This window comes from Aquimonas sp. (genome assembly GCF_044377145.1).
Taxonomy (GTDB): Bacteria; Pseudomonadota; Gammaproteobacteria; order Xanthomonadales; family Xanthomonadaceae; genus Aquimonas.
This window is the reverse complement of sequence record NZ_JBILJQ010000008.1, coordinates 26,701-51,001: the sequence shown is the minus strand read 5'-3', so window position 1 is coordinate 51,001 and position 24,301 is coordinate 26,701. Positions and strand designations below refer to the sequence as shown.

Annotated in this window: 21 protein-coding genes; 7 read left to right on the top strand and 14 right to left on the bottom strand. The window is 66.1% G+C overall.

The genetic code is table 11. The features are described from left to right. Positions 1 to 21: 21 nt before the first annotated feature. The 12 genes from ACIQ7H_RS04370 to rpsB all read right to left on the bottom strand — a co-directional run bounded on the left by ACIQ7H_RS04370 (position 22) and on the right by rpsB (position 13,273). On the bottom strand, positions 22 to 2,859 hold the full coding sequence (locus ACIQ7H_RS04370) for a 2-oxoglutarate dehydrogenase E1 component (protein WP_395788763.1): 2,838 nt from the start codon (positions 2,857 to 2,859) through the stop codon (positions 22 to 24). Between the two features lie 196 nt (positions 2,860 to 3,055). Next, positions 3,056 to 3,856 carry an enoyl-CoA hydratase-related protein gene (locus tag ACIQ7H_RS04365; protein WP_395788761.1) on the bottom strand — a complete coding sequence of 267 codons (801 nt, stop codon included), beginning with the start codon at positions 3,854 to 3,856 and terminating at the stop codon, positions 3,056 to 3,058. A 46-nt stretch (positions 3,857 to 3,902) separates the two neighbouring features. Further along, on the bottom strand, positions 3,903 to 5,510 hold the full coding sequence (locus ACIQ7H_RS04360; protein WP_395788759.1) for a carboxyl transferase domain-containing protein: 1,608 nt from the start codon (positions 5,508 to 5,510) through the stop codon (positions 3,903 to 3,905). A gap of 128 nt (positions 5,511 to 5,638) precedes the next feature. After that, positions 5,639 to 6,817, bottom strand: coding sequence for an acetyl-CoA C-acyltransferase (locus ACIQ7H_RS04355; protein WP_395788757.1), 1,179 nt, complete (start codon positions 6,815 to 6,817; stop codon positions 5,639 to 5,641). Between the two features lie 111 nt (positions 6,818 to 6,928). Continuing rightward, entirely contained in the window at positions 6,929 to 7,825 is an 897-nt protein-coding gene (locus ACIQ7H_RS04350) for an alpha/beta hydrolase family esterase (RefSeq protein WP_395788755.1), read from the bottom strand. Positions 7,826 to 8,017: 192 nt separating this feature from the next. Beyond that, entirely contained in the window at positions 8,018 to 8,503 is a 486-nt protein-coding gene (locus ACIQ7H_RS04345) for a hypothetical protein (RefSeq protein WP_395788753.1), read from the bottom strand. Positions 8,504 to 8,521: 18 nt separating this feature from the next. Further along, positions 8,522 to 8,794 carry a cell division topological specificity factor MinE gene (minE, locus tag ACIQ7H_RS04340; protein WP_395788751.1) on the bottom strand — a complete coding sequence of 91 codons (273 nt, stop codon included), beginning with the start codon at positions 8,792 to 8,794 and terminating at the stop codon, positions 8,522 to 8,524. A gap of 4 nt (positions 8,795 to 8,798) precedes the next feature. Beyond that, the gene (gene minD / locus ACIQ7H_RS04335; protein ID WP_395788749.1) at positions 8,799 to 9,608 is read right to left on the bottom strand and encodes a septum site-determining protein MinD; all 810 of its coding nucleotides are present in this window, start codon (positions 9,606 to 9,608) and stop codon (positions 8,799 to 8,801) included. A 69-nt stretch (positions 9,609 to 9,677) separates the two neighbouring features. Continuing rightward, positions 9,678 to 10,505: a septum site-determining protein MinC gene (gene minC / locus ACIQ7H_RS04330; protein ID WP_395788747.1), complete on the bottom strand. Its 828-nt coding sequence runs from the start codon at positions 10,503 to 10,505 to the stop codon at positions 9,678 to 9,680. A gap of 5 nt (positions 10,506 to 10,510) precedes the next feature. Beyond that, positions 10,511 to 11,116, bottom strand: a complete 606-nt coding sequence (locus tag ACIQ7H_RS04325; protein WP_395788745.1) for a GNAT family N-acetyltransferase — start codon at positions 11,114 to 11,116, stop codon at positions 10,511 to 10,513. Between the two features lie 298 nt (positions 11,117 to 11,414). Next, positions 11,415 to 12,293, bottom strand: a complete 879-nt coding sequence (gene tsf / locus ACIQ7H_RS04320; RefSeq protein ID WP_395788743.1) for a translation elongation factor Ts — start codon at positions 12,291 to 12,293, stop codon at positions 11,415 to 11,417. Positions 12,294 to 12,430: 137 nt separating this feature from the next. Then, complete coding sequence (gene rpsB / locus ACIQ7H_RS04315; RefSeq protein WP_395788741.1) at positions 12,431 to 13,273, bottom strand: 30S ribosomal protein S2; 843 nt, start codon at positions 13,271 to 13,273, stop codon at positions 12,431 to 12,433. A 361-nt stretch (positions 13,274 to 13,634) separates the two neighbouring features. Here rpsB and map point away from each other — a divergent pair, with 361 nt between their 5' ends. The 5 genes from map to dapE all read left to right on the top strand — a co-directional run bounded on the left by map (position 13,635) and on the right by dapE (position 19,613). Beyond that, on the top strand, positions 13,635 to 14,411 hold the full coding sequence (gene map, locus ACIQ7H_RS04310) for a type I methionyl aminopeptidase (RefSeq protein WP_395788739.1): 777 nt from the start codon (positions 13,635 to 13,637) through the stop codon (positions 14,409 to 14,411). A 32-nt stretch (positions 14,412 to 14,443) separates the two neighbouring features. Further along, the gene (gene glnD / locus ACIQ7H_RS04305) at positions 14,444 to 17,086 is read left to right on the top strand and encodes a [protein-PII] uridylyltransferase (RefSeq protein ID WP_395788848.1); all 2,643 of its coding nucleotides are present in this window, start codon (positions 14,444 to 14,446) and stop codon (positions 17,084 to 17,086) included. Next, positions 17,061 to 17,927 (top strand): 2,3,4,5-tetrahydropyridine-2,6-dicarboxylate N-succinyltransferase, encoded by an 867-nt coding sequence (gene dapD, locus ACIQ7H_RS04300; protein ID WP_395788737.1) that lies wholly within the window; start codon positions 17,061 to 17,063, stop codon positions 17,925 to 17,927. The genes glnD and dapD overlap by 26 nt, the downstream gene beginning before the upstream one ends. A gap of 171 nt (positions 17,928 to 18,098) precedes the next feature. Next, the gene (locus ACIQ7H_RS04295; RefSeq protein ID WP_395788735.1) at positions 18,099 to 18,449 is read left to right on the top strand and encodes a Spx/MgsR family RNA polymerase-binding regulatory protein; all 351 of its coding nucleotides are present in this window, start codon (positions 18,099 to 18,101) and stop codon (positions 18,447 to 18,449) included. Between the two features lie 3 nt (positions 18,450 to 18,452). Then, complete coding sequence (dapE, locus tag ACIQ7H_RS04290; RefSeq protein ID WP_395788733.1) at positions 18,453 to 19,613, top strand: succinyl-diaminopimelate desuccinylase; 1,161 nt, start codon at positions 18,453 to 18,455, stop codon at positions 19,611 to 19,613. Between the two features lie 105 nt (positions 19,614 to 19,718). Here dapE and ACIQ7H_RS04285 read toward each other — a convergent pair whose 3' ends face one another. Both ACIQ7H_RS04285 and ACIQ7H_RS04280 read right to left on the bottom strand, forming a co-directional pair. Next, complete coding sequence (locus tag ACIQ7H_RS04285) at positions 19,719 to 20,153, bottom strand: hypothetical protein (protein WP_395788731.1); 435 nt, start codon at positions 20,151 to 20,153, stop codon at positions 19,719 to 19,721. Between the two features lie 139 nt (positions 20,154 to 20,292). Beyond that, positions 20,293 to 22,749 carry a penicillin acylase family protein gene (locus tag ACIQ7H_RS04280; RefSeq protein WP_395788729.1) on the bottom strand — a complete coding sequence of 819 codons (2,457 nt, stop codon included), beginning with the start codon at positions 22,747 to 22,749 and terminating at the stop codon, positions 20,293 to 20,295. A gap of 213 nt (positions 22,750 to 22,962) precedes the next feature. On the opposite strand from ACIQ7H_RS04280, the gene ACIQ7H_RS04275 reads away from it, so the two are divergent. Further along, a complete protein-coding gene (locus ACIQ7H_RS04275; RefSeq protein ID WP_395788846.1) occupies positions 22,963 to 23,310 on the top strand; it encodes a YerC/YecD family TrpR-related protein in 348 nt (115 codons plus the stop codon). A gap of 48 nt (positions 23,311 to 23,358) precedes the next feature. Next, a complete protein-coding gene (gene hisG / locus ACIQ7H_RS04270; RefSeq protein ID WP_395788727.1) occupies positions 23,359 to 24,258 on the top strand; it encodes an ATP phosphoribosyltransferase in 900 nt (299 codons plus the stop codon). Positions 24,259 to 24,301 lie beyond the last annotated feature (43 nt).

The following is a 24,301-nucleotide window of genomic DNA, read 5'->3' as shown; positions in this document are numbered from 1 at the left end:
AAAGTGTGCAGCAGCTGCAGCTTATTCGGGCAGGTGGTCGTCGCTGCTGAGCTTCGACACCAGCGCGTCCTCGACCAGCTTCGCCTGTTCCTTGGCGTGGGTGGCGTAGTGGCCGCAGGCCGGTGCCGCCGAGCGCGAACGGCCGGCGTAGCTCAGGCTCTGGTCGGCCTGCAGGCAGAAGCGCAGGTGGTGCTGGATCTGATACCAGGCGCCCTGGTTCTGCGGCTCCTCCTGACACCAGATCACTTCCTTGGCGTGCGCGAAGCGCTTGAGTTCGCTGATCAGCAGCTCGCGCGGGAACGGATACAGCTGCTCGATGCGGACGATGGCGACATCTTTCAGCCCGCGCTTTTCGTGTTCTTCCAGCAGGTCGTAATAGACCTTGCCCGAGCTCAGCACCACGCGGGTCGCCTTCTTGGCGTCTTTCACCAGCGCATCGGGGATCAGATTCTGGAAGCCGCCGGAGGCGAGCTCTTCCAGGGTCGATACCGACAGCTTGTGGCGCAGCATCGACTTCGGCGTCATCACCACCAGCGGCTTGCGCGCGCGGCGCTTCATCTGCCGGCGGATCATGTGGAACATCTGCGCCGGCGTGGTCGGCGTGCAAACCTGGATATTGTTCAGCGCGCACATTTGCAGGAAGCGTTCCAGCCGGGCCGAGCTGTGCTCCGGGCCCTGGCCTTCGTAGCCGTGCGGCAGGAACAGCGCCAGCCCGCACAGGCGGCCCCACTTAGCTTCGCCCGAGCTGATGAACTGGTCGATGACGACCTGGGCACCGTTGGCGAAATCGCCGAACTGGCCTTCCCAGATGGTCAGGGTGGTCGGGTCCGCGGTGGCGAAGCCGTATTCGAAGGCCATCACCGCCTCTTCGCTCAGCAGCGAGTCGATGATGGTGACGTGGGCCGGGTTCTTCACCAGCTGGCGCAGCGGTAGCACGGTCTCACCGGTGACCTGGTCGTGCAGGGCCGCATGGCGATGGAAGAAGGTGCCGCGGTTGGCATCCTGGCCGACCAGACGCAGCTTGTAGCCTTCGTCGAGCAGGGTGGCGTAGGCGAGGTTCTCGGCAAAGCCCCAGTCCATCGCCAGTTCGCCGGCGACCATCTTGATCCGGTCTTCGTAGATCTTGCCGACGCGCGGGTGCAGCTTCAGGCCGGGCTGCAGGGTGTTGATCTGCTTGGCGAGGGTGTCGAGCGTCTTGCGCAGCACGCCGGTTTCGGCCGGGTCGGACAGCTCGCCATTGATGTACGGGGTCCAGTCGGTGGCGTACTTGTCCTCCACGCCCGCCGCCAGCTCAACCGCATTGCCGTTCTTGTCGAGCAGGTCGCGGTAGGCGTCGATCAGGCCCTTGGCCTCGTCGGCGCTGACCACGCTGTCGCTGAGCAGGGCATCGGCGTACAGCTCGCGGGTCGACTTGCGGCTGCGGATGTTCTGGTACATCAGCGGCTGGGTTGCGGCCGGCTCGTCGGCTTCGTTATGGCCGTGGCGGCGGTAGCAGATGATGTCGATCACGACATCCTTGTTGAAGCGCTGGCGGAAATCGAAGGCCAGCTGGGCGCAGAACACCACGGCGTCGGGATCGTCGCCATTCACGTGCAGGATCGGCGCGCCCACCATCTTGGCGACGTCGGTGCAGTACAGGGTGGAACGGGCGTCATCGACGCGGCTGGTGGTGAAGCCGACCTGGTTATTGATCACCACATGCACGGTGCCGCCGACCGCGAAACCGCGCGCCTGCGACATCTGCAGCAGCTCCATCACCACGCCCTGGCCGGCAAAGGCGGCATCGCCGTGGATCAGCACCGGGATCACCTGCTTGCGCTCGGTGTCCTCGCGGCGGGTCTGGCGAGCGCGCACGCTGCCGGCGATCACCGGGTCGATGATCTCCAGATGCGAGGGGTTGAAGCCCAGGGTCAGATGGATCGAGCCCTTCAACGTGCGCACGTCTGAGCTGAAGCCCATGTGGTACTTGACGTCGCCGGAGCGGGTCGCATCGACCGGGCCATCGTGCTTGCCTTCGAACTCGGCGAACAGCTGGTGTGGCGGCTTGCCCATCGTGTTGATCAGCACGTTCAGACGGCCGCGGTGGGCCATGCCGATCACCATTTCCTTGACGTCACCATCGCCGCCGCGGTGGATCAGCTCGTCCATCAGCGGGATCAGGCTCTCACCGCCTTCCAGCGAGAAGCGCTTCTGGCCGACGTACTTGGTATGCAGGTAGCGCTCCAGGCCCTCGGCCTGGGTCAGCTTGGCCAGCACGCGCTTGCGGCGCTCGGGCGACAGCGGGTAGTTGTCGCCGGCGGCTTCGAGACGCTCGTACATCCAGCGCCGCTGGTCGGCCTCGGCGATGTGCATGAACTCGGCGCCGATCGAACTGCAGTAGGTCGCCTGCATGTGCTGCATCAGATCGGCCAGCTTCATCCGCTGCGGGCCGCTGGGCATGCTGGTGTTGAACTCGGTCTTGAGGTCGTCCGGGCTCAGGCCGTGGAAGGGCAGGTCGAGATCTGGGGCGGCCTGCTTGGCGGCCATGCCAAGTGGGTCGAGCTGCGCCTGGAGATGCCCGCGTGAGCGATAGGCGGTGACCATCTTCAGCACCGCGGCCTGCTTCTGCGAATCGCCGGCGTCGGCGGCGATGATCACGCCGCGGCCGGCTTCTCTGCCGGCGCGCACGATGTCGGCCATCACCAGCGAGTGCGGCACATCGCGGACGTCGCCGCCACTCAGGCCATCGAAGTATTTGCGCCACTCCGGCGAGACTGCAGCGGGATCCGCCAGCCAGGTCTCGTAGAGATCTTCGACAAAGGCGGCATTGCCGCCGGCGATGTGGGAGGACTGGCTGAACTGCTTGATCAGACTGCTCACGATGACCTTGCCGAATGTGCGCGATGGGGAGGCTGTGCGGTGCAGCGGCGCTACAGGCCTGCAGAACAGCCGGCGCGAGCGCTTTGGAGGGGGCGAAAGTATAAACCGGGTTAAACCGCGCTTAGATGGATACCTTCGTCGGATTTGGCCGCAAAAGGCGTGCCACGTTCAGTTTTTGCGCGCTGGTTGTCGGCTCTCAGTCGGTCATCCAGGCCGCGGGGCGCCGCTCGAAGAAGGCTCTCAGGCCTTCCTGACCCTCCTCGGAAACGCGCAGGGCGGCGATCAGGTCCGCATTGGCTTCATCCAGTGCGCGCCGCTCTTTGCTGTCCGGGTGCTGGATGCGCTGGACCAGACGCTTGGCCTCCAGCACCGCCACGGGACCGGCAGCACGCAGGCGCTCGACCTCGGCATCGATCGCGGTGTCCAGCTCGGCGGCCGGCACTGCTGCATGCACCAGGTTGATCCGCGCAGCCTCGGCGGCGCTGAAGGTTCGCGCAGTCAGAAACAGGCGTCGCGCGTGGCGTGCGCCGATGGCGTCGATCACATAGGGCGAAATGACCGCGGGCACCAGACCCAGCCGGGTTTCGGTCAGCCCGAAGAGCGCGTCTTCACTGGCGATCGCGATGTCGCAGCAGGCGACGAGGCCAACGCCACCGCCCAGTGCAGCGCCGTTGACGCGGGCGATGGTCGGCTTGTCCAGATGGTTCAGCACCCGCATCAGCTTGGCCAGCTGGCGTGCGTCTTTGCGGTTTTCCTTTTCGGAGGCTTTGGCCATCCGCTTCATCCAGTGCAGATCGGCGCCGGCCGAAAACGAACTGCCGGCGCCGGTCAGCACCACCACGCGCACGGCATGGTCTTCCTCCACCGCGCGCAGGGCATCGATCAGCTGTTCGATCAGCAGATCATCGAAGGCGTTGTGGATCTTCGGGCGATCAAGCGTGAGTGTGGCGACGCCCGCCACGGTGCGGACATTGAGCGGAGCTTCGTTACTGGACATTGCGACTCCTGGAAACGTGTGCGACAGCGACGCTGCCGCAGCGCCATTACATGCGGAAGACACCGTAGCGCGGCGGCTCGATCGGTGCGTTGAGGCTGGCGGCCAGGCCCAGGCCCAGCACGCGGCGGGTGTCGGCCGGGTCGATCACGCCGTCGTCCCACAGGCGCGCAGTGGCGTAGTAGGGATGGCCCTGGCGCTCGTACTGGTCGCGGATCGGGGCCTTGAAGGCCTCTTCGTCCTCGGCGCTCCACTGCTTGCCGGCCGCCTCGATGCCATCACGGCGTACCGTGGCCAGCACGCTGGCCGCCTGTTCGCCGCCCATCACGCTGATGCGGGCGTTTGGCCAGGTCCACAGGAAGCGGGCGCCGTAGGCGCGGCCGCACATCGCGTAGTTGCCGGCGCCAAAGCTGCCGCCGATCACCACGGTGAACTTGGGCACCGAGGAACAGGCGACCGCGGTGACCATCTTGGCGCCGTCTTTGGCGATGCCGGCGTTCTCGTACTTCTTGCCGACCATGAAGCCGGTGATGTTCTGCAGGAACAGCAGCGGGATGCCGCGCTGGTTGCACAGCTCGATGAAGTGCGCGCCCTTCAGCGCGGACTCGGCGAACAGGATGCCGTTGTTGGCGATGATGCCGATCGGCATGCCGTAGACATGGGCGAAACCGCAGACCAGGGTCTTGCCATAGCGCGCCTTGAACTCCTGGAACTCGGAACCATCGACCAGACGCGCGATGATTTCGCGGATGTCGAACGGGCGGCGGGTGTCCTTGGGCACGATGCCGTAGAGCTCATCGGCCGGAAAGTTGGGCTCGCGCGCCGGCTGCAGGGCCACCGGCAGCGGCTTGCTGCGGTTCAAGTGCTTGAGAATGTCGCGGGCGATCTGCAGCGCGTGGCGGTCGTTCTCGGCGAAGTGATCGGCCACACCGGAGACACTGGTGTGCACATCAGCGCCACCAAGCGACTCGGCATCCACCACCTCACCGGTGGCGGCTTTGACCAGCGGCGGGCCGCCCAGAAAGATCGTGCCCTGTTCCTTGACGATGATCGACTCATCGCACATCGCCGGCACATACGCACCACCCGCCGTGCAGCTGCCCATCACCACCGCGATCTGCGGGATGTTTTCGGCTGACAGCCGGGCCTGGTTGTAGAAGATCCGGCCGAAGTGCTCCTTGTCGGGGAACACTTCATCCTGCAGCGGCAGAAAGGCGCCGCCGGAGTCGACCAGATACACGCAGGGCAGGCGGTTCTCGCGGGCGATCTCCTGCGCGCGCAGGTGCTTTTTGACCGTCATCGGAAAGTAGGTGCCGCCCTTCACGGTGGCATCGTTGGCCAGCACCATCACTTCCTGGCCGTGCACGCGACCGATGCCGGCCACCAGGCCAGCTCCCGGCGCGGCATCGTCATACATGCCGTGGGCGGCCTGCGGGGCGATCTCGAGAAACGGTGCGCCGGGGTCGAGCAGGGCGTCGATGCGCTCGCGTGGCAGCAGCTTGCCGCGGGCGACGTGCTTTTCCCGCGCTTTGTCGCCGCCGCCGAGTGCCACGCGATTGAGCTCGGCGCGCAGGTCCTCGACCAAGGCCTTCAAATGGGCGGCGTTGTCCGCGAACTCGGGCGAGCGCGGGTCGATCAAGGAGGTCAGGGCAGGCATCGGGGGCGCACGCGTCCATCGGGGCGCTGGCGCGCGTGGCGCGACAGCGATTTGAAAGGGAGTGCCCGCGGCCGTGTTGGCGGCGCCGCGAGCAGGCGCCCGGCCGAAGCCGGACGCCGTAGCGAGGATCAGATCAGTTCGATCGCGAGTGCGGTGGCTTCGCCGCCGCCGATGCACAGGCTGGCGATACCGCGCTTGCCGCCGCGCGCTTTCAGCGCATGGATCAGGGTGACCACGACGCGGGCGCCGGACGCGCCGATCGGGTGGCCCAGTGCACAGGCGCCGCCGTTGACGTTGACCTTCTCATGCGGGATCGAAAGATCAGCCATCGCCGCCATGGTGACCACGGCGAAGGCTTCGTTGATCTCGAACAGATCCACATCGCCGACGCTCCAGCCGAGCTTCTTCAGCAGGCTGTCGATCGCGCCGACCGGTGCGGTGGTGAACCACTCCGGTGCCTGCGCATGCGTGCTGTGGCCGACGATGCGCGCGATCGCGGTCGCGCCGGCGGCCTTGGCAGCGTCCTCGCCCATCAGCACAAGCGCGGCCGCGCCGTCGCTGATTTTTGATGCGCTGGCCGCGGTAATCGTGCCGTTGTCCTTGCGGAAGGCGGCGCGCAGGCTGGGGATCTTGGCGACGTCGCAGCGTGCGGGTTCTTCGTCGGCGTTGATCTGCACATCGCCCTTGCGGCCGGCGACGGTGACGGCGGCGATCTCGTCAGCGAAGGCGCCCGAGGCCTGCGCGGCCATCGCGCGGTTGACCGATTCGATCGCGAAGGCGTCCTGCGCCTCGCGGCTGAAACTGTACTTGTCGGCGCAGGCCTCGCCGAACACGCCCATCGCCTGGCCCTTGTACGGATCGGTCAGGCCGTCCCAGGCCATATGGTCGACCAGCTTGCCGTCGCCGTAGCGGATGCCGGCGCGGGCAGCGACCATGTGCGGGGCGTTGGTCATCGATTCCATGCCGCCCGACACCACGACCTCGGCCGAACCGGCCTTGATCAGGTCGTGGCCCAGCATGATCGCCTTCATGCCCGAGCCGCAGACCTTGTTGATGGTGGTCGCGCCGGCAGCCAGCGGCAGGCCGGCGGCGATTGCGGCCTGGCGGGCCGGGGCCTGACCGAGATTGGCCGGCAGCACGCAGCCCATGATCACTTCGGAGACTGCATCTCCGGCGAGGCCCGACTGTGCCAGCGCGGCCGAAATGGCGGCGGCGCCAAGGGTCGGCGTAGGTACGCCAGTGAACTGGCCCTGGAACGAACCGATGGCCGTGCGCTTGGCGCCGACGATGACGACGGAATTCGACATGGGGATCTCCTGGGGTTGTTGATCCTGCGGGGCGCGGACCAAAGCCCCCGGATTATCAACCGTGCAGACGGCCGAGGCCAACTGCACTTTGGACACGCAGCTGACTCGCGGTCAGGGTGTCACTGCCCAGGCGCACAACCAGGCCGCCGCGGCATCGGCATCGCTGTCGTCAACATTGTGGCCACCGCTGACTTCGCGATACTGCAGATCGTGTTCGGCGATCCAGCCGGCATTGACGAAGCGCGTGGCATCGGCCTGAGCAAAGCTCAGCAGGCTGTCGCTCAGTCCGACACGCGACTGCAGCGGAATTCGCCGGCTGGCCGCAGCAGGCGCACCGGTGCTGGAATAGGCCTGCAGTGCGCCGGCCTTGATCGCATAGGCGGCGAAGAAGTCGGCATTGTCCAGCGCAAGACCGTGCGCGAAATGCGCGCCCGCCGAGAAGCCCCACAACCCGCGTCGCTGGCGATCGATCGCGTACTGGGCCTCGATGTCGGTGATCGCTGCGGCGATGAAGGCGGTGTCCTGATTGCCCAGCCAACCGCCCTGGCTGCCACTGGCCGGGGCCGCCAGCACGATGAACCCGTGTCGATCGGCGGCATTCGCGAACAGGCTGCGCAGCGACTGGGCAGCGGCTTCTGTGGTCGCCTGTGAACCGGTGGCACCGTGCAGCAAGACCAGCAGCGGCGCCGGACGCGCGGCCGAGTGCAGTGGCGGAACGCGCAGGAAATAGGTGCGTGTCTGCCCGGTTGAGGTCACCAGCACCGCGCGCTGGGCATCGCCCGGAACGCCACCGCCGCCGGTGGAGGGGTTAGCTGAGTACGGCGTGTTCGTCTCGAAGCCGTCCACGAACAGATCGCCGGTGCGACAGGCTGCGGCGGGGAGCGGCACGGTGGCGGCTTGGGTGATTGCGCTCGCGAGAATCGGCAGCATCAGCAGCCAGCGAAGAGTTGATCCGTGGCGACCGCTGCGGCCGGATTGCGCGCGATTCAGGAGTAGGCCAAGGCGCATCGCGGAAGTCCTCTTCAAAGAGCGGCGCGCGCGAACGGCGATGGTCCGAACGCATCGGTCCGAGTATGCAACGGCGGCCCAGCGCGGATGTCGTCGCGCGAGATCAAGCCTCACGTGCAACCTGGCGCGGCATGAGTCGAACCATCTGGAGGATCAGCTGTTCATGTCTTTGCACGCGCGAACGCACATGGATCAGGCGGTGAGCGCTGTCGCCTCAGTCAACAGACCACGCTGAACCAGCCAGTCGCGGGCGTTGTCGGCATCCTGCTCAAACCAGGCGCGAGTCGAGCCCAGCCTGAAGCTGTAGCCCCAGGTGTCCATGTCGCGCATCAGACGATCGCTGCCGACGCCGGCCAGCCGCTCAGCAAGCACGATCTGCAGATAGCAGGCGGCGTCCTCTTCCTCGATCGAATCGGTGGCGTCGGTGTGCACGGCCGCGCGTCGCTCCGGCGGCAATACGATCAGGTGGCAGGCTTCGTGCAGCAGCGAATGCACGGGCGTGTCGTCACGCGCATACACACAGGCGCCGATTACGCCGGCCTCGCAGTCGCCCCAGTAGCTGCCGGGGATTGCTTCGCCGGCAGCCACCCGCACCAAGTTGAGCCCGAACCCGCCGAGCAGGCGGGCAGGGGCCTCAAGACCGAGATCGTTCAGGCGCAGCACATCGGATGCAGTCACAGCGAATGGGCCAGAGCGCTACTCGGGCTTGCTGCGCGCATCGCCTTCGGGCAGCGCGACCGAGATATCCAGCACGTCGTGCTCGCCATCCTTCTGCAGGTCGACCTTGACCGCGTCGGCGTCGACGTTGACGTACTTGCGGATCACTTCCAGCAATTCGCGGCGCAACAGCGGCAGGTAATCCGGGCCGCCGCGGTTGCTGCGTTCCTGCGCGACGATGATGCGCAGGCGCTCCTTGGCGATGCTGGCCGTGGCCTTGGGTTTTGACTTGAGAAAATCGAAGATGCCCATGCCATCAGCCTCCGAAGAGTTTCTGCAGCAGGCCCTTCTTCTCGACCTGGGTGAAGCGCATCGGCCGGCTTTCGCCGAGGATGCGCGCGACCGCGTCCGTGTAGGCCTGGCCGGCGGGCGAACTCTCGTCAAGGATCACCGGCTCGCCCTTGTTGGATGAGGACAGCACATCCGGAGATTCCGGCACCACCCCGATTGCCTTGATGCCCAGCACTTCCTCGACGTCGGCGATGCTCATCATCTCGCCGGCTTCCACGCGCTTGGGGTTGTAGCGGGTCAGCAGCAGGTGCTCCTGCACGCGTTCGCCGCGCTCGGCACGGCGGGTTTTGCTGGCGAGCAGGCCGAGGATGCGGTCGGAGTCACGCACCGAGCTGACTTCCGGGTTGACCACGACGATCGCCTGGTCGGCGAAATACATCGCCAGAAAGGCGCCCTTCTCGATGCCGGCCGGGCTGTCGCACAGGATGATGTCGAAGCCTTCGGCGGCCAGCTCGTTCAGGACTTTCTCGACGCCTTCCTTGTTGAGAGCATCCTTGTCGCGAGTCTGCGAAGCGGCCAGCACGTGCAGGTTGTCGAAGCGCTTGTCCTTGATCAGGGCCTGCTTCAGCGTCGCCTCACCATGGATCACGTTGACGAAGTCGTACACCACCCGGCGCTCGCAGCCCATGATCAGATCGAGATTGCGCAGGCCGACGTCAAAGTCGATGACCGCCACCTTCTTGCCCTGGCGCGCAAGGCCGACGGCGATGCTGGCGCTGCTGGTGGTCTTGCCCACTCCACCCTTGCCCGAGGTGACGACGATGATTTCTGCCAAGGCACGTACTCCGTAAAATTCAGTGTTCTGGCCGTCGGCGCGGTGCGCCGTGCGGCCCGCAGCGCCGGATCAGACCAGCGCTGCCATTTGCAGTTTGTCGTTTTCCAACCAGATCTGCACCGGCTTGCCGCGCAGCTCGGCCGGGATGGACTCCATCACCTTGTATTGCCCGGCGATGGCGACCAGTTCGGCGTTGAACTCGCGGCAGAAGATCCGCGCTTGGATGTCGCCGCGGGCGCCGGCCAAGGCGCGGCCGCGCAGGCTGCCATAAACATGGATCGAACCGTCGGCGATGACCTCGGCGCCGTTGCCCACCGTCGCGCAGACGGTCAGGTCGCGCGCTTGCGCATACACCTGCTGTCCCGAACGCACCGGCTGGGTCTGGATCATGCTTGCACTGGAAGTAGCGGCGACGCTGGCCGTCGCCGGCTCGGGTGTGGGTGCTGACGCAGACGCAGACGTAGACGTAGACGTAGACGCATCGCTGCGGCGTCGATGTGGCGCCGGTTCGGACTCGGGCGCCGCTGCCGCAGGCTCGGCCCTCTCCTGCGAAACCGACTCGTACTGGGCGCGGAACTTGGCCAGCAGCGGCAGCTGCAGTTGCTCGGACAGGGTTTCGATCTCACGGGTGCCAAACGCCAGCGCCACCGGCAGTACGCCGGCTTCGCGCAGCCCATGGATCAGGGCGCGCGCGTCCTGTTCCGACGGGCAGCGAATCAGCGAGCCGAAATCAACCACCACGGCGGCGCGTCCGAACAGCTTCGGCGCGCGCTCGACGCGCTCGCGCATCTCGGCAATGAGTTTCGCGATGTCGAGATCGCGAACGCGCAGATTGGCGATGCCGACCTGGCCGATCTTGAGTTCGCCGGCCTGTTCAAAACTGGGTTCCGAGGACATCGGTATCAGGTACCCGTGGCGCGGTTGGCAGGCGTATCGGTCAAACGTGCACGCGTACTCAGCCAGGTTTCGTCGGGGAGCCCACCGTTTTCGAGATAGTTCTCGCGCACGAACGCGAAGCTGGGCAGATCCTTGACCAGCAGCGAGACCTCGCGACCGGCCTCCTCCATCTGATGTTGGCCCACTTCGCGAAAGCCATAGGTGCCGTGGAAGAGCAGGGCTGCATCGTTGCGCGGTTCAAGAAACACCTCGCAAGCCAGGATCGGCACGCGCACTTCCGCATAGCTGGTGACATCGGCGTAGAACACGGTGCCGAGTCCGGCGCCGCGGCGCGAGCCTGCGACCACAATGCGGTCGATGTAGAGGAAATCCCCGTAGCGCTCGCAGAACCAGCGGTAGTTGGAACTGCCATAGGGCGTGCCGGGCCGCAGCGCGATCAGGAAGCCTGCGATCTGGCCACTGACCTCGGCGACGCGGAAGTAGTCGGCGTGGCGCATGAAGAAGCGGACGCGCTCGACATCGAGGGGCAAGATGCTCTGGCCGGCGCTGTTGTTGAGCGCGAGGACGGAATCAAGATCATGCTCGCCGACGTCGCGGATGGCGATCGACATGCCGGGCTCCAGGGGAGAGGTCGGGCGCCCGGACGGGCGCCAAGGGCGCGCGAATTATGCCACGGGCGCAGGGGGCACAGCCGCGGGGCGAGCTGTATCGGAGAACTGCCGGACGTGGTCGCAGCCTGCCGCCAGCGCGAACGGGTCGGGAGTCGGCGCTGCAGTCGCGCCTGTACAGCGGCGTTTGCACCGCAGCGCCCGAAAACACAGAGGGCGCGACTCGCGTCGCGCCCTCCGTAAGCTTCCAAGTCAGCACATCCGAGCAGGCACGTGGCGCAGGCTTGGCGGCTCCCTGACCTCAGGCGAGGCCAGCGGCCTTCATCACTTCAGCGGCGTAGTCTTCCACCACCTTCTCGATGCCTTCGCCCACGGCCAGACGCTCGAAGCGAACCACGTCGGCGCCCGCGGCCTTCAGTGCAGCCTCGACGCTCTGGTCGGTGTTCATCACGAAGGGCTGACCGTAGAGGGTCACTTCGTTGACGATGCGTGCGACCTTGCCGCTGATGATCTTCTCGAGGATCTCGGCCGGCTTGGCGCGATCCTTTTCGGACATCTTGGCAAGCTCGATTTCCTTCTCCTTGGCCAGGAAGTCGGCCGGCACATCCGCTGCCTTGTTGTACGGCGGATTCATTGCCGCGACATGCATCGCGACGCCGCGCGCGAGGTCGGCATCGCCGCCCTTCAGCTCGACCAGCACGCCAATGCGGCCGCCATGGATGTAGGCGGCAACGTGGTGCTCGCTGCCGAAGCGAACCATGCGGCGCACCTGCACGTTCTCGCCGACCTTGGCGATCACGGCGGCGCGGGTTTCCTCGACGGTTTCGCCGGAGGCCAGCTTGGCGGCTTTCAGTGCTTCAACGTCGGCAGCACCCGAGCTAAGGGCGACCTGGGCGACGGTGTCGACAAACTTCAGGAAGTTCTCGTCCTTGGCGACGAAGTCGGTCTCGGAGTTGACTTCGACCAGCACGGCATGGCTGCCGTCCTGGGCCACACCGATGCGGCCTTCGGCGGCCACGCGGCCGGCCTTCTTGTCGGCCTTGGCCAGGCCGGTCTTGCGCAGGTGCTCCATGGCCGCGTCGATGTTGCCATCGTTCTCGGCCAGAGCCTTCTTGCACTCCATCATGCCGGCGCCGGAGCGCTCGCGCAGTTCCTTCACCATGCTGGCAGTGATTTCCATGGGCTTCCTTGAGGTTGTGCTGGGCGGCGGGGAATTCCAGCGCGCCGGGAATGTGTGCAGCGCAGGCGGGCGAGGTTCTCGCGGCTACGTTGCAGATGCGTGACCGCCCGCGAAGGCGGTCACGCATGGGGTTCTACTTAGGCGTCGCGATCACGACGCGGGCCCGAGGGGGCGCCGCGCCTGTTGTTCGGTGCGGGACGACGCGGAGCGGGCTTGCGCTCATCGGCTTCCTTGGTGACCGGGTTGCCTTCGGCATCAAGCTCGACAAACTCGTCGTCCATGCGCGCCGACTGCGGGGCAGCTGCACGGCCTTCCAGCACGGCGTCAGCTGCGGCGCGCGTGTACAGCTGCACGGCGCGGATGGCGTCGTCGTTGCCGGGGATCGGGTAGTCGACCAGGCTCGGATCGTAATTGGTATCGACCACCGCGATAACCGGAATGCCCAGCTTCTTGGCTTCCTGCACGGCGATATTCTCGTGGCCGATGTCGATCACAAACAGTGCGTCCGGCAGACCGCCCATGTTCTTGATGCCACCGAGCGAGGCTTCGAGCTTGGCGCACTCACGCTGACGCTGCAGCACTTCATGCTTGACCAGCTTCTCGAAGGTGCCATCGGTGGCTGCAGCTTCCAGCTCCTTCAGGCGGTTGATCGAGCCCTTGACGGTGCGGAAGTTGGTCAGCATGCCGCCCAGCCAGCGCTGGGCAACGAAGGGCTGGCCGCAGCGGGCAGCTTCTTCGCGGATCGATTCGCGCGCCGAACGCTTGGTGCCAACGAACAGCACCGTGCCGCGCTTCTGCGCCAGGCCCGACAGGAAGTTCATCGCGTCGGTGAACAGCGGGACGGTCTTTTCGAGGTTGATAATGTGGATCTTGCCGCGGGCGCCGAAGATGTACGGGCCCATCTTGGGATTCCAGTATCGGGTCTGGTGGCCGAAATGGACGCCGGCTTCCAGCATCTGACGCATGGTGACCTGGGGCATGAGAATGCTCCTTTGGGAAATGAACCGATCGCGCGGGTCAAGGCGCGGGTTCCGGGGTTGGTCCTCCACAGGGCTCGTATCCAGCGCCCTAGCGGCCGGTTGACCGTTCAGGACCCCGCTGGACGGGGTGCGACCTGTGTGTGAATTCGCCGGTGACGCCCGGCGTGGGCGGTTTCGCAGACGGCGTGAGCCGGCCACAAAGCCGCGGAAGCATAGCCCGCCGGCGTCGACCAGGCAAGTTGGCACATCCGCTGCTGCGGTTTGGCGGCGCAGCGGTTGAACCGCACACGCGCTTTGCGCACATGCGCGCAGTCCAAATCGAGGTTTCCTCGCAGGCACGCGCTGGACGATAATCCTGCGCATGGCAATCTCATTGAAAACCCCAGAACAGATCGAGGCGATGCGCGAGGCGGGCCGGCTGGCGGCCGAGGTGCTCGACATCATCACCCCGCACGTCAAGCCCGGCGCGACCACCGAAGACCTGGACCGCATTTGCAACGAGCACATCGTGAATGTGCAAAAGACCATTCCCGCCAACGTGGGCTATCGCGGCTTTCCGAAGACGATCTGCGCTTCGGTCAACAACGTGATCTGCCACGGCATCCCCAATCCGACCAAAGTTCTGAAGTCGGGCGACATCGTCAATATCGACGTCACCGTGATCAAAGACGGTTGGCACGGCGATACCAGCCGGATGTATTTCGTTGGTGAGCCCTCGGTGCTGGCGAAGCGCTTGGTCGATGTGACCTTCGAGGCGATGTGGCGCGGAATCCGCACGGTGCGTCCGGGCTCGACCTTGGGCGATATCGGTCACGCGATCCAGAGCTTCGTCGAAGCCGAGCGCTTCTCGGTGGTGCGCGAGTACTGCGGCCACGGCATCGGCACGATCTACCACGAGGACCCGCAGGTGCTGCATTACGGCATTCCGGGCACGGGCCTGGTGCTGAAGCAAGGCATGACTTTCACTATCGAGCCGATGGTGAATGCCGGCGCCCGCCACACCCGGCTGATGCCCGATGGCTGGACCGTGGTCACCAAGGACCGCTCACTGTCGGCGCAGTGGGAGCACATGATTGCGGTCACCGAGACCGGCTTCGATGTGCTCACCCTCGGCGACAACGGACGCGTTCCAAAGTGACGGTCGGCGCGCTCGCTGGGCTCGACCGCAGACTGGCGGACGCGGGCGACAACGCCGCATGGCAGGTCTTGGCCAAGGCCGAGCTCGCAGCCGGTGACGCCCGTCGCGCGCAGTCCTTCGATGCCGGTGTCGATATCGACGCACTGCTGGCGGATCGCAGCGCACAGGTCGATGCAGTGCTGGCCGATGCCTACCGCCGCGACTTCGGCGCGCTGGGTGGATTGGCCCTGCTCGCAACCGGTGGCTACGGGCGCGGTGAGCTGTTCCCGCATTCGGATGTCGACATCCTGTTGCTCTGCGAAACCGACATCTGCACCGAGCGACAGGCGCAGATCGAGCAGTTCCTGACTCGGCTCTGGGATGCCGGCCTTGCACCGGGCCATGCGGTGCGCTCGGTCGAGCAATGCACCACCGAAGGCCGCAATGATGCGACCGTTGCCACAGCGCTGCTGGAGCTTCGGCCGATCTGCGGTGATCCGCAGCCGGCAGCGCAGCTGGCGCGCAGCGTGCGCAGCGAGAATTTCTGGACGCCGCAGGCTTTCTTCGAGGCCAAGCGCAGCGAACAGCGCAGCCGTCAGGCGCGTTACAACGACACCGCCTACAACCTCGAACCCAATTTGAAGGAGGGCCCGGGCGGCCTGCGTGACCTGCACACCTTGGCGTGGATGGCCCAGCGCATCTATGGCGTGCAGAAGGTAGTAGATCTGCGTCCGCTGGGCGCAATCGGCGGCGATGAGCTGATCGCCTACGAGCGCGAGCGACGCGCGCTGTCGCATCTGCGCTATGGCCTGCATCTCGTCGCCGGCCGTCGAGAGGAGCGGCTGCTGTTCGATTTCCAGCGCCCGCTGGCTGCGCGTCTGGGCTTCAAGGACGAACACTCCGACAACCTGGCAGTCGAGCAGTTGATGCAGGGCTTCTTTCGCAGCGCGGCGGTGGTGCTGCGTTTGAACGCACGCCTGCTGCAGCGGTTTGAGGAATCGCTAATCGGCGAGCCCGAGATCGAGGCGCTGGACGACGATTTCGCCACCGGCGGCGGCTACTTGCGTCTGCTCGATGACAACGCCTTTCGCACCGATCCGCTGAAGATTCTCAGCCTGCTGCAGGTCTGGGCTGGCAATCCGTCCCTGCGTGGCCTGCACTCGAGTACGGCACGTGCGCTGGGCGAGGCGTTGCCGGCGATTGATGACGCCTTCCGTGCCCGCGAGGACGTGCGCGCCGCCTTCGTGCGCCTGCTGCGCGGCCCGCAGCCGGTCGCCTCGCTGGAGCGCATGTGGCAGCTGGGCGCGTTGGCGCGTTACCTGCCGGCCTTCGGCAATGTGTCCGGGCGGATGCAGTACGACCTGTTCCATGTGTATACCGTCGACCAGCACACGCTGACGGTACTGCGCAACATCGCCAGCTTCGCTTCGGAAGATTCCAAGCAGCGTTTCGCCCTGGCCCACGAGCTGTGGCCGCGCCTGCGCAAGCCCGAGCTGCTGCTGCTCGGCGCACTGTTCCATGACATCGCCAAAGGCCGCGGCGGCGATCACTCCAAGCTGGGCTCGGATGACGCGCTGCAGTTCTGCCTCGCCCACGGCTTCAGCACTGCCGATGCCGATCTTGTGGCCTGGCTGGTGCGTGAGCATCTGACCATGTCGGTCACCGCGCAGCGCCAGGACATCTCCGACCCAGAGGTGATCGCGCGTTTCGCGCGTGTGGTCGGTGAGCGCGAACGTCTCGACTATCTCTACCTGCTGACCGTCGCCGACATCGCCGGCACCAGTCCCAAGCTTTGGAACGCGTGGAAGGACCGGCTGCTCGCCGACCTGCACGGCGCGACTCGATTCGCGCTGCGGCGTGGGCTGGAGAATCGCGTATACGCCGAAGACCGGATCGAGGAAACCCGCGCCGCGGCGCGCATGCGTCTGGTCGAGGCGGGCATTGATCTTGAGACCGTCGAGCGCGTCTGGGCCGGTTTCCCGCTTGAGAGTTTTCTGCGCTACAGCCCCGAGCAGATCGCCTGGCAGACCCGCGGTATCGCCCGCGCCGGCGCCGAGCATCTGCCCTTGGTGCTGGCGCGCCCGCACTCGCGCGCCGGGGCGCTGGAGATCTTCGTCTACTCGCCCGATCGCGATGGCCTGTTCGCAGTCGCCGCGGCCACCCTCGACCGCTTGGGGCTGTCGATCGCCGAAGCTCGCATCGTCACCTCCAATGCCGGCTTCAGCCTGGATACCTTCCAAGTGCTCGATGCCGGAATGGACTTCGTGTCGCCGGAGCGCCGTGCCGCCACCGTGGCGGAATCGCTGCGCGAGGCGCTGGCGAATCTGCCGGCCGAAATCAGCCCGCCCAACCGGATGATTCCGCGTCAGCTGCGGCATTTCCGGATCCCGGTGCAGATCGAGTTCGGTCTGGATCTGGCCCGCGACCGCACCCGACTGACACTGGTGTGTACCGACCGCCCAGGCCTGCTGGCGCGCGCTGCGGCGGTGCTGCGTGCTCACCGCATCCGTCTGCACGACGCCCGCATCGCCACTTTCGGCGAGCGGGTCGAAGACTTTTTCATGATCAGCGACGAGGGTAACCATGCGATCTCCGATGCCGGGCGCCTGAAGGCGCTGCAGTCTGCTCTGATCGAAGCCCTCAGCGACTCCACCGACAAGGATTCCCCGAATGCCCAGCAACGAGCTAGCGCTTGAGCTGCAAGCCGTCATTGAAGACGCCTTCGAACGACGCACCGACCTCACCGCAGATGAAATCGACGGCTCCACCCGCCCCGCAGTCGAGCGCGTCATCGCCGCGTTGGAAGCCGGCCAGGCGCGCGTCGCCGAGCCTGACGGGCAGGGCGGTTGGCAGGTCAATCAATGGCTGAAGAAGGCGGTGCTGCTGTACTTCCGCTGCAATGGCAACCGTCTGATGCCCGAGCCCGCCCACGACCCCGCCGGTAGCCTGCTGCAGGCCTGGGACAAGGTGCCGTTGCGGGCGATCGAAACCGGCGACAACTGGGCCGCAGAGCAGTCCGTCCGAGTGGTGCCCGGTGCGGTGGTGCGCCGCGGCGCCTTCGTCGGACGCGATGTGGTGCTGATGCCGAGCTTCGTCAACATCGGCGCCTACATCGGCGAGAGCTGCATGATCGACACCTGGGCCACCGTTGGCAGCTGCGCCCAGATCGGCCGCGGCGTGCATATCAGCGGTGGTGCTGGCATCGGCGGCGTGCTGGAGCCGCTGCAGGCGGCGCCTACGATCATCGAGGACGGCTGCTTTATCGGCGCGCGCTCGGAAGTCGTCGAAGGGGTGATTGTCGAGCGTGGTTCGGTGATCGGCATGGGCGTGTTCATCGGCCAGAGCACCCGCATCTACAACCGCGCCAGCGGCGAGATCAGCTACGGCCGCGTGCCCGCCGGCAGCGTGGTGGTGTCCGGCTCGTTGCCAGCCAAGGACGGCAGCCATTCGCTGTACGCCGCGGTGATCGTCAAGCAGGTGGATGATCGCACGCGGGCGAAAACCAGCATCAATGAGCTGTTGCGGTCGGGCGAGTAGCTGGGCGCCGGTGGCGGGGGAATCGGGATTCGGGATGGCCGAAGGTCGCCACGCCTCCGAATGTTCCAGGCCTTAACGCAATCAGCCGCCATCGAAGGCACAAGATCGCAATCCGGCGACACACTTGATGCTGAAATCCACATCCCCATCCCTTGAACACGGCCCTCATCCATGGCAATCACCCTCTACGGCCTCGCCAAGTGCAGCACCTGCGACAAGGCCCGCGCCTGGCTGGATGCTCATGGCGTCGAGCATGCCTTCATCGACTACCGCGAGCATCCGATCGATCCCAAGCTGCTGAAGTCCGCGGCCAAGACGCTGACCTGGGAAAAGCTGGTGAATCGGGCCAGCTACACCTGGCGTGACCTGCCGGCCGAGCGCAAGCAGCCGTCCGGCGATGCCGAGTGGCTGGCCTTGATCAAGGAGTTCCCGGCGCTGGTGAAACGCCCGCTGGTGCTGCGCGCCGGTGTCGCCTCGGTCGGATTCAGCGAGAAGCAGTTCGGCCAGATGTTCGGCGCCTGAGCGATGTCTGAATCCGACGTTGTCGAGCTCACCTGTGACCTCATCCGGCGCGCCTCGGTAACGCCGGAAGATCTCGGCTGTCAGGACGTGATCACCGCTCGTCTGCTGACGGCGGGCTTCAGCGTCGAGCGTTTGCGATTCGGCGCGGTGGACAATCTTTGGGCGACCTTGGGTGAGCCGGGCCCGACCTTCGCTTTTCTCGGCCATACCGATGTGGTTCCGAGCGGGCCGGCCGATTCGTGGACCAGCCCGCCGTTTGAACCGACGGTCGACGGCGATGTGTTGCGCGGACGCGGTGCCGCCGACATGAAGGGCAGCGTGGCGGCGATGGTGGTCGCCTTGGAGCAGCTGGCTGCGAACCGCACTGCGTGGCACGGGCGTGTCGGCCTGCTGCTGACCTCGGATGAAGAGGGCGACGCGATTGATGGCGTGCGCAAGGTCGCCGAGCTGTTCCGCACGCGCGGCGAACGCATCGACTGGTGCCTGGTCGGTGAGCCCTCGTCGGCGCAAGTGCTCGGTGACGTGGTCCGTATCGGCCGTCGCGGTTCATTGACGGCGACCGTCGATGTGTACGGCGTCCAAGGCCATGTGGCCTACCCGGATAAGGCTCTGAACCCGATCCACCGCGTGCTGCCCGTGTTGATGGAGCTGTGCGCGCGCGACTGGGATGGCGAACCCTGGCCGGACTTCCCCGCCACCAGTTTCCAGACCGCGAACTTCAACGCCGGCACCGGCGCCAGCAATGTGATTCCGGGCCAGGCGCGGGTGCAGTTCAATCTGCGCTACTCGCCGCGGTGGAGCGCTGATGCGCTGATCGCCGATATCGAAGCCACGTTCGCTCGGCAGGGTGTGCAGGCGGGGTTCCATTGGCATCGGTCGGGCGAGCCCTTCCACTCCGCCGAGGGGACGCTGCGGCGTGCCGTACGTGCTGAGCTTGCCGAGACCCTGGGCATCGCACCGGACGAAAACACCGGCGGTGGCACTTCCGATGGACGTTTCATCGCGCCCTTGGGCGCGCAGGTGGTGGAGCTGGGGCCCTTGAACGCCAGCATCCACAAGATCGATGAAGTGGTGAGTCTGCGCGACCTTGTCAGATTGCCCGGTCTGTACGCGGGCATCGCGCGTCGGTGTCTGTCTGAGGCGGCCGCGAGCCGAACTCTCTGACTGGCGGCAAGCACTGGCAAATTCAGCGCGCTTGGCGAAATCCAAGCGCGATTTCAAGGGAACGCTCGTCCGCTCAGAATTCTGAAGCACCGCAGGCTGTTGCGATCAGGCAGTCCGTTCCCAATCCGGGGCGCCGGGGCGTCCGGTCGCACCATAGGTGCCCTTGAGCATGCCCAGCAGGCCGAGGATCTCTCGATGCACGCCGCTCAGGCCTTCGTGCGGGATATCGCGCGTCTCGTGATAGACGATCGCCAGCCACAGCGCGATGCCGCGCAACTTCAGCTGGGCGACATTCGAGCGCGATTTCTGGAACGCCTGCGAGGCCGCCTCGCTCCAAGGCTGGTACCGGTGCACATCGCTGCTGCCGTATAGATGCGGGACCGGCGCACGCGCCGCGTTCTGGATCTCACCCATGGTCAGGGTGGCGACGGCCGATCGGGTGCTCGGCGACAGTCCATCGACGATCTTCCGCATTTCTCGCAGCTGCCTGCGCAGGGTGAGGTAGCGCAGGCTTGAAAGAACTCGGATGAGGGTTCGCATTTTCACTGGACTCCGTAAAGCGGTTCGGCTGGGGCGGGGGCATTATCAGCGATCTGTGGGGGCAATTCCGACAAACCGCGTCACATTTTGACCGACAACCGGCCGATGATGTCAGAAACCGTCCTGAGTTGACCATCTTTCAGTCGTGGGTAGCGCGGCTGAGCGCTGCCGGCACCGCAGTATCTGGCGCTCGGAGTTCAAGCCGAAACCGCATCGGGCCGGGAAGAAACGGGGTGTTTTCGCCTTCTGCCCACGCTTCGTGCCCAGCACCCCAGAAGGGCGACAGCGGGTGACCACTTTGTCCGCCCGGCATATGGAACATCCCCTCGGCCTCGTGGCCGGGTGCCACCACCATCCGCTGGCTGGCGCCCATGCCGGGTCCTTGCACCCGCGGCAGATGACTGTCGCCAGGCAGGGGCTGGGCCGGCATGCACAGCCACTGCCGCAGCGGCCAAGGCAGGCCAGCGCCCAATGGATGGCAGATCGTGCTGGTATTGCGCTCGCCCCAACTCCGTTGCGAAAGATCACTTCCGAGCGCGATCAGTTCGCGGGCCAGCACCTGTGCCGCTGCTCGCTGCAGCTCGGCCGAATCCAGCGGGCTGCCGTCGGCGAGCATCACCTCTGGTGTGTCCAGCATCGCGACAGCCAGTGCCTCCATTTGCAGCGGCCGCGGTGGTGCCCAGTCTTTGCCCCGGGCGGCGATGACAGGTGCCAGCAGCCGAGCCTGCAGGCTGTCGATCAGCTGCACGCGAAAGCCGCGTGCGGCGCGGTAGCTGACCGAGTCGATGGAGGCGCGCTCCGGCCGCACTCGGGTGGCCTGTTCGAGGGCGCTCAAAGCGGGGTCAGACGGATGCGCTTCCAGCACCGTGCGCAGACGCGACCACCAGCGGTCCATCAGCAGTGCACGATCATCGAGCTGAAGCGACAACAGGGTCGCTTCATCGAAGCGCTCGCGGCCGAGCAGGGCATCGCGAATCTGTCGCTGGCGTGCTCCGAGGTCGTAGCCGCCATCGCCGACGATGGCCAGCCCGGCGGCATCCACGATGCGCGAGTTGGCTGTCCACAGTCGGCCGCTGGCCGGGTCGAGCAGCTGCGGTACGGCCCCTGCGGTTAGCCAAGCGTGGTCCCAATCGCAGCCTTGCAACGGCCGCACATAGGTCATTGGATCGCAGTCTCCGATGCGCTTCGGGATCCGGCCCATCAGGGTCCAGCCGATTCGCCCGTGGCGGTCACCCACAACGAGATTCTGGGTCGGCATGCCGCTGCTGTGGGCGATCTCGATGGCTTGATCGAGATCGCCGGCGCGCAGCAGGCGACTGATGCCAAGATCGATCGCGCCCGGGCGATGCGCCGTCCACATCAGCGCCAGTTCTTGCCCGGCCGACGTCTTTTCCAGCAGCGGCCCCCAGCGGGTTTCTCGCACCGTCAGGGTTTCGCTGGCGCCGCCATGCACCTTGAGAGTTTCTTCGATCACCTGCACCGGCTCGCTGCCCTCAGGCGTGCGATAGCGCGTGCGCGCGGCGTCTTCGAAATCGACCGCCACCCAGTCCAGCCAGTCGCCGTAGCTGTTGGTGAAGCCCCAAGCGACATGGCCGGTGCTGCCAATGATCAGCACCGGAGCTCCCGGCAGGCTGGCGCCGCTGGCATCGACCACGCCCGCCGGCGCCTGCGGGTCCGGATAGCGCAGGCGCAGGCGAAACCAGATGCCCGGAGCGCGCAGCCCGAGGTGCATGTCGTCCGCCACCAGGGCGCGGCCGTCGGCCGTCAATGCGCCGGAAACGGCAAAGTTGTTGCTGCCCACTGCAGGCGGATCAACAGTTGAGTTGGCGCTGGGATCGCCCGAGGCGTTTACCGGCTCGATGGGCTCAGCGGCGGGCGCTGCTTGCACATCTGAGAGCGCCGCGCGCAGTGCGGTCGGAGTCAGCGCCGGCCACGGCTCGCCGAACAACGGCGCATCGAGTTCGGTGCCGGGCGCGGCCAGTAGATCGACCAGCGCGTTGGGCAAGTGCTCGCGAAGCTGCATCAGGCCGAGTTCGCGCTGGTTGAACTCGTCCTGCAGATCGAAAAACATCGCCAGGCCGACCAGCAGGCTGTCCTCCTCCCGCCAAGGTGCGGGCTCCGCGCCGAGCAGCAGATAACTCCAGGGCCGAACCTTGAGTGCGGCCAGACCGGCATTGACGCCATCGGTGTACGCCACCAGTTCGGCGCGCTGTTCGTCCGGCAGCGCCGCGAGGTGCTCGGGCATGCGTGCGCGCAGGCGATGACGGCGGTTGTCGCGATCGCGCGGCAAGGCGCGCGCGCCGAACAGCTCGGCCAATTCACCGGCGGCGAGCTTGCGCATCAGGTCCATTTCGAAATAGCGCTCCTGCGCGTGCACGAAGCCCAAGGCGCGAACCGCGTCGAGCCGGCTGCCGGCGTTCAGGGTCACCGTACCCAGCGCATCGCGTTCGATCTCCACCGATGCGGCAAGCGAGGGCAGGGCGGCACTGCCCTCCAGCTGCGGCAGGCTGCCACGCATCAGCATCCAGACGGCGATTGACGCCAGCACCAGCAGCAGCACAAGTCCAAGCAGACCGCGAACCAACCAACGACGCATCAGGGCACCCGTCTGTAGAAAGCGCCGCGAACGGCCGGAGCGCGGATGCTAAAGGATGCCGGTTACACCGCGGCAGTCGGCATTCGCCACTGCACTGCGTCGCGCATCTCGGGCAGTTGTGATGGCCAGCCTCACAAATGCAGGCTTGCCGAAGCCCGCTTATCCAGCTAACGTATCAACACGCTATTACAAGAGACGGCCGTGAAGCGACGAATCGGAACCCGCGCGCCTGCAGTCACCAGCCCGGAGTCAACCGCGTACAGCCCCGCGCAGGGGCTCGCCGAGGCGTTGGCAAAGCTGCGTGATCCTGCCGATGTCGCCGCCTTTCTTGAAGACCTGTGCACGCCCGCCGAGCTGGAGGCCCTGTCCGATCGCTGGCGGGTGATCCCGCTGCTGCTTGCGGGCCGCACCTATCGCGATATCCACGACCTCACCGGGGTCAGCGTCACCACCGTTGGCCGGGTCGCGCGGTGCCTGCTGCAGGGCGCTGGCGGCTACCGCACGGCGGCACGACAGCTGAAGCTGCATGATCCCGCCGGCATCGCCTCCGGCAAACGCTGAGTTCATTGCTGCACCGTTGCACCTCTCCTTCCCCCGCCGAGATACACCGTGAAGAACCGAGATCGTCTGCGCATTGCCGCGCAGAAAAATGGCCGCCTGTCCGACCCCGCGCGCGAGTTGATGGCGCGCTCGGGCCTGTCCTTTCGCGAGAGCCGCGACCGTCTGTTCTGCTTCGGCGAATCGCAGCCGGTCGACCTGCTGCTGGTGCGCGATGACGACATCCCCGGCCTGATCGCCGAAGGCACATGCGACTACGGCATCGTCGGTCGCAATGTGCTGGATGAGCAGGCGCTCGATCGCGCTGCACGCGGCCTGCTGCCCGCCTTCAAGGAAGTCCGTGCGCTGGGCTTTGGCCGCTGCCGACTGTCGATCGCGCTGCCGCTGGACATGGCTTGGGACGGTCCGGCCAGCCTGTCCGGGCTGCGCATCGCGACCTCGTATCCGGCCCTGCTCGACGACTGGCTGCGTCGCCACAACGTGCGCGCGGAGGTGGTGATGCTTTCGGGCTCGGTCGAGATCGCGCCGCGATTGGGCAAGGCCGAGGCCATCTGTGATCTGGTGTCGACCGGCGGCACCTTGGCCGCCAACCAGCTGCGCGAAGTGGTGGTGATCCACGAGAGCGAGGCGGTGCTCGCCGGCCCGGCCGAACCGCTGATGGATGAGCGCGGCGACATCGCCACCCAGCTGCTGCGTCGTCTGGATGGCGTGCTGCAGGTGCGAGATGCCCGCCTGCTGATGCTGGAAACCGAGCGACACCATCTCGAAGACGTGCTGCGCCTGCTGCCCACCAGCGAGCGGCCCTCGCTGATGAGTCTGGATGGGCAGCCCAGCGGTGTGGCGGTGCAGGCGATCTGTCAGGGCAGCCTGTCCTGGCAGCAGCTCGAAGACCTCAAGAAAGCCGGAGCGCGGCGCCTGCTGGTGCTACCGGTGGAGCAGATGCTGACATGAGTGCGCAGATCGATACCTTGAATAGTCCGGCCTTCAGCGCGAG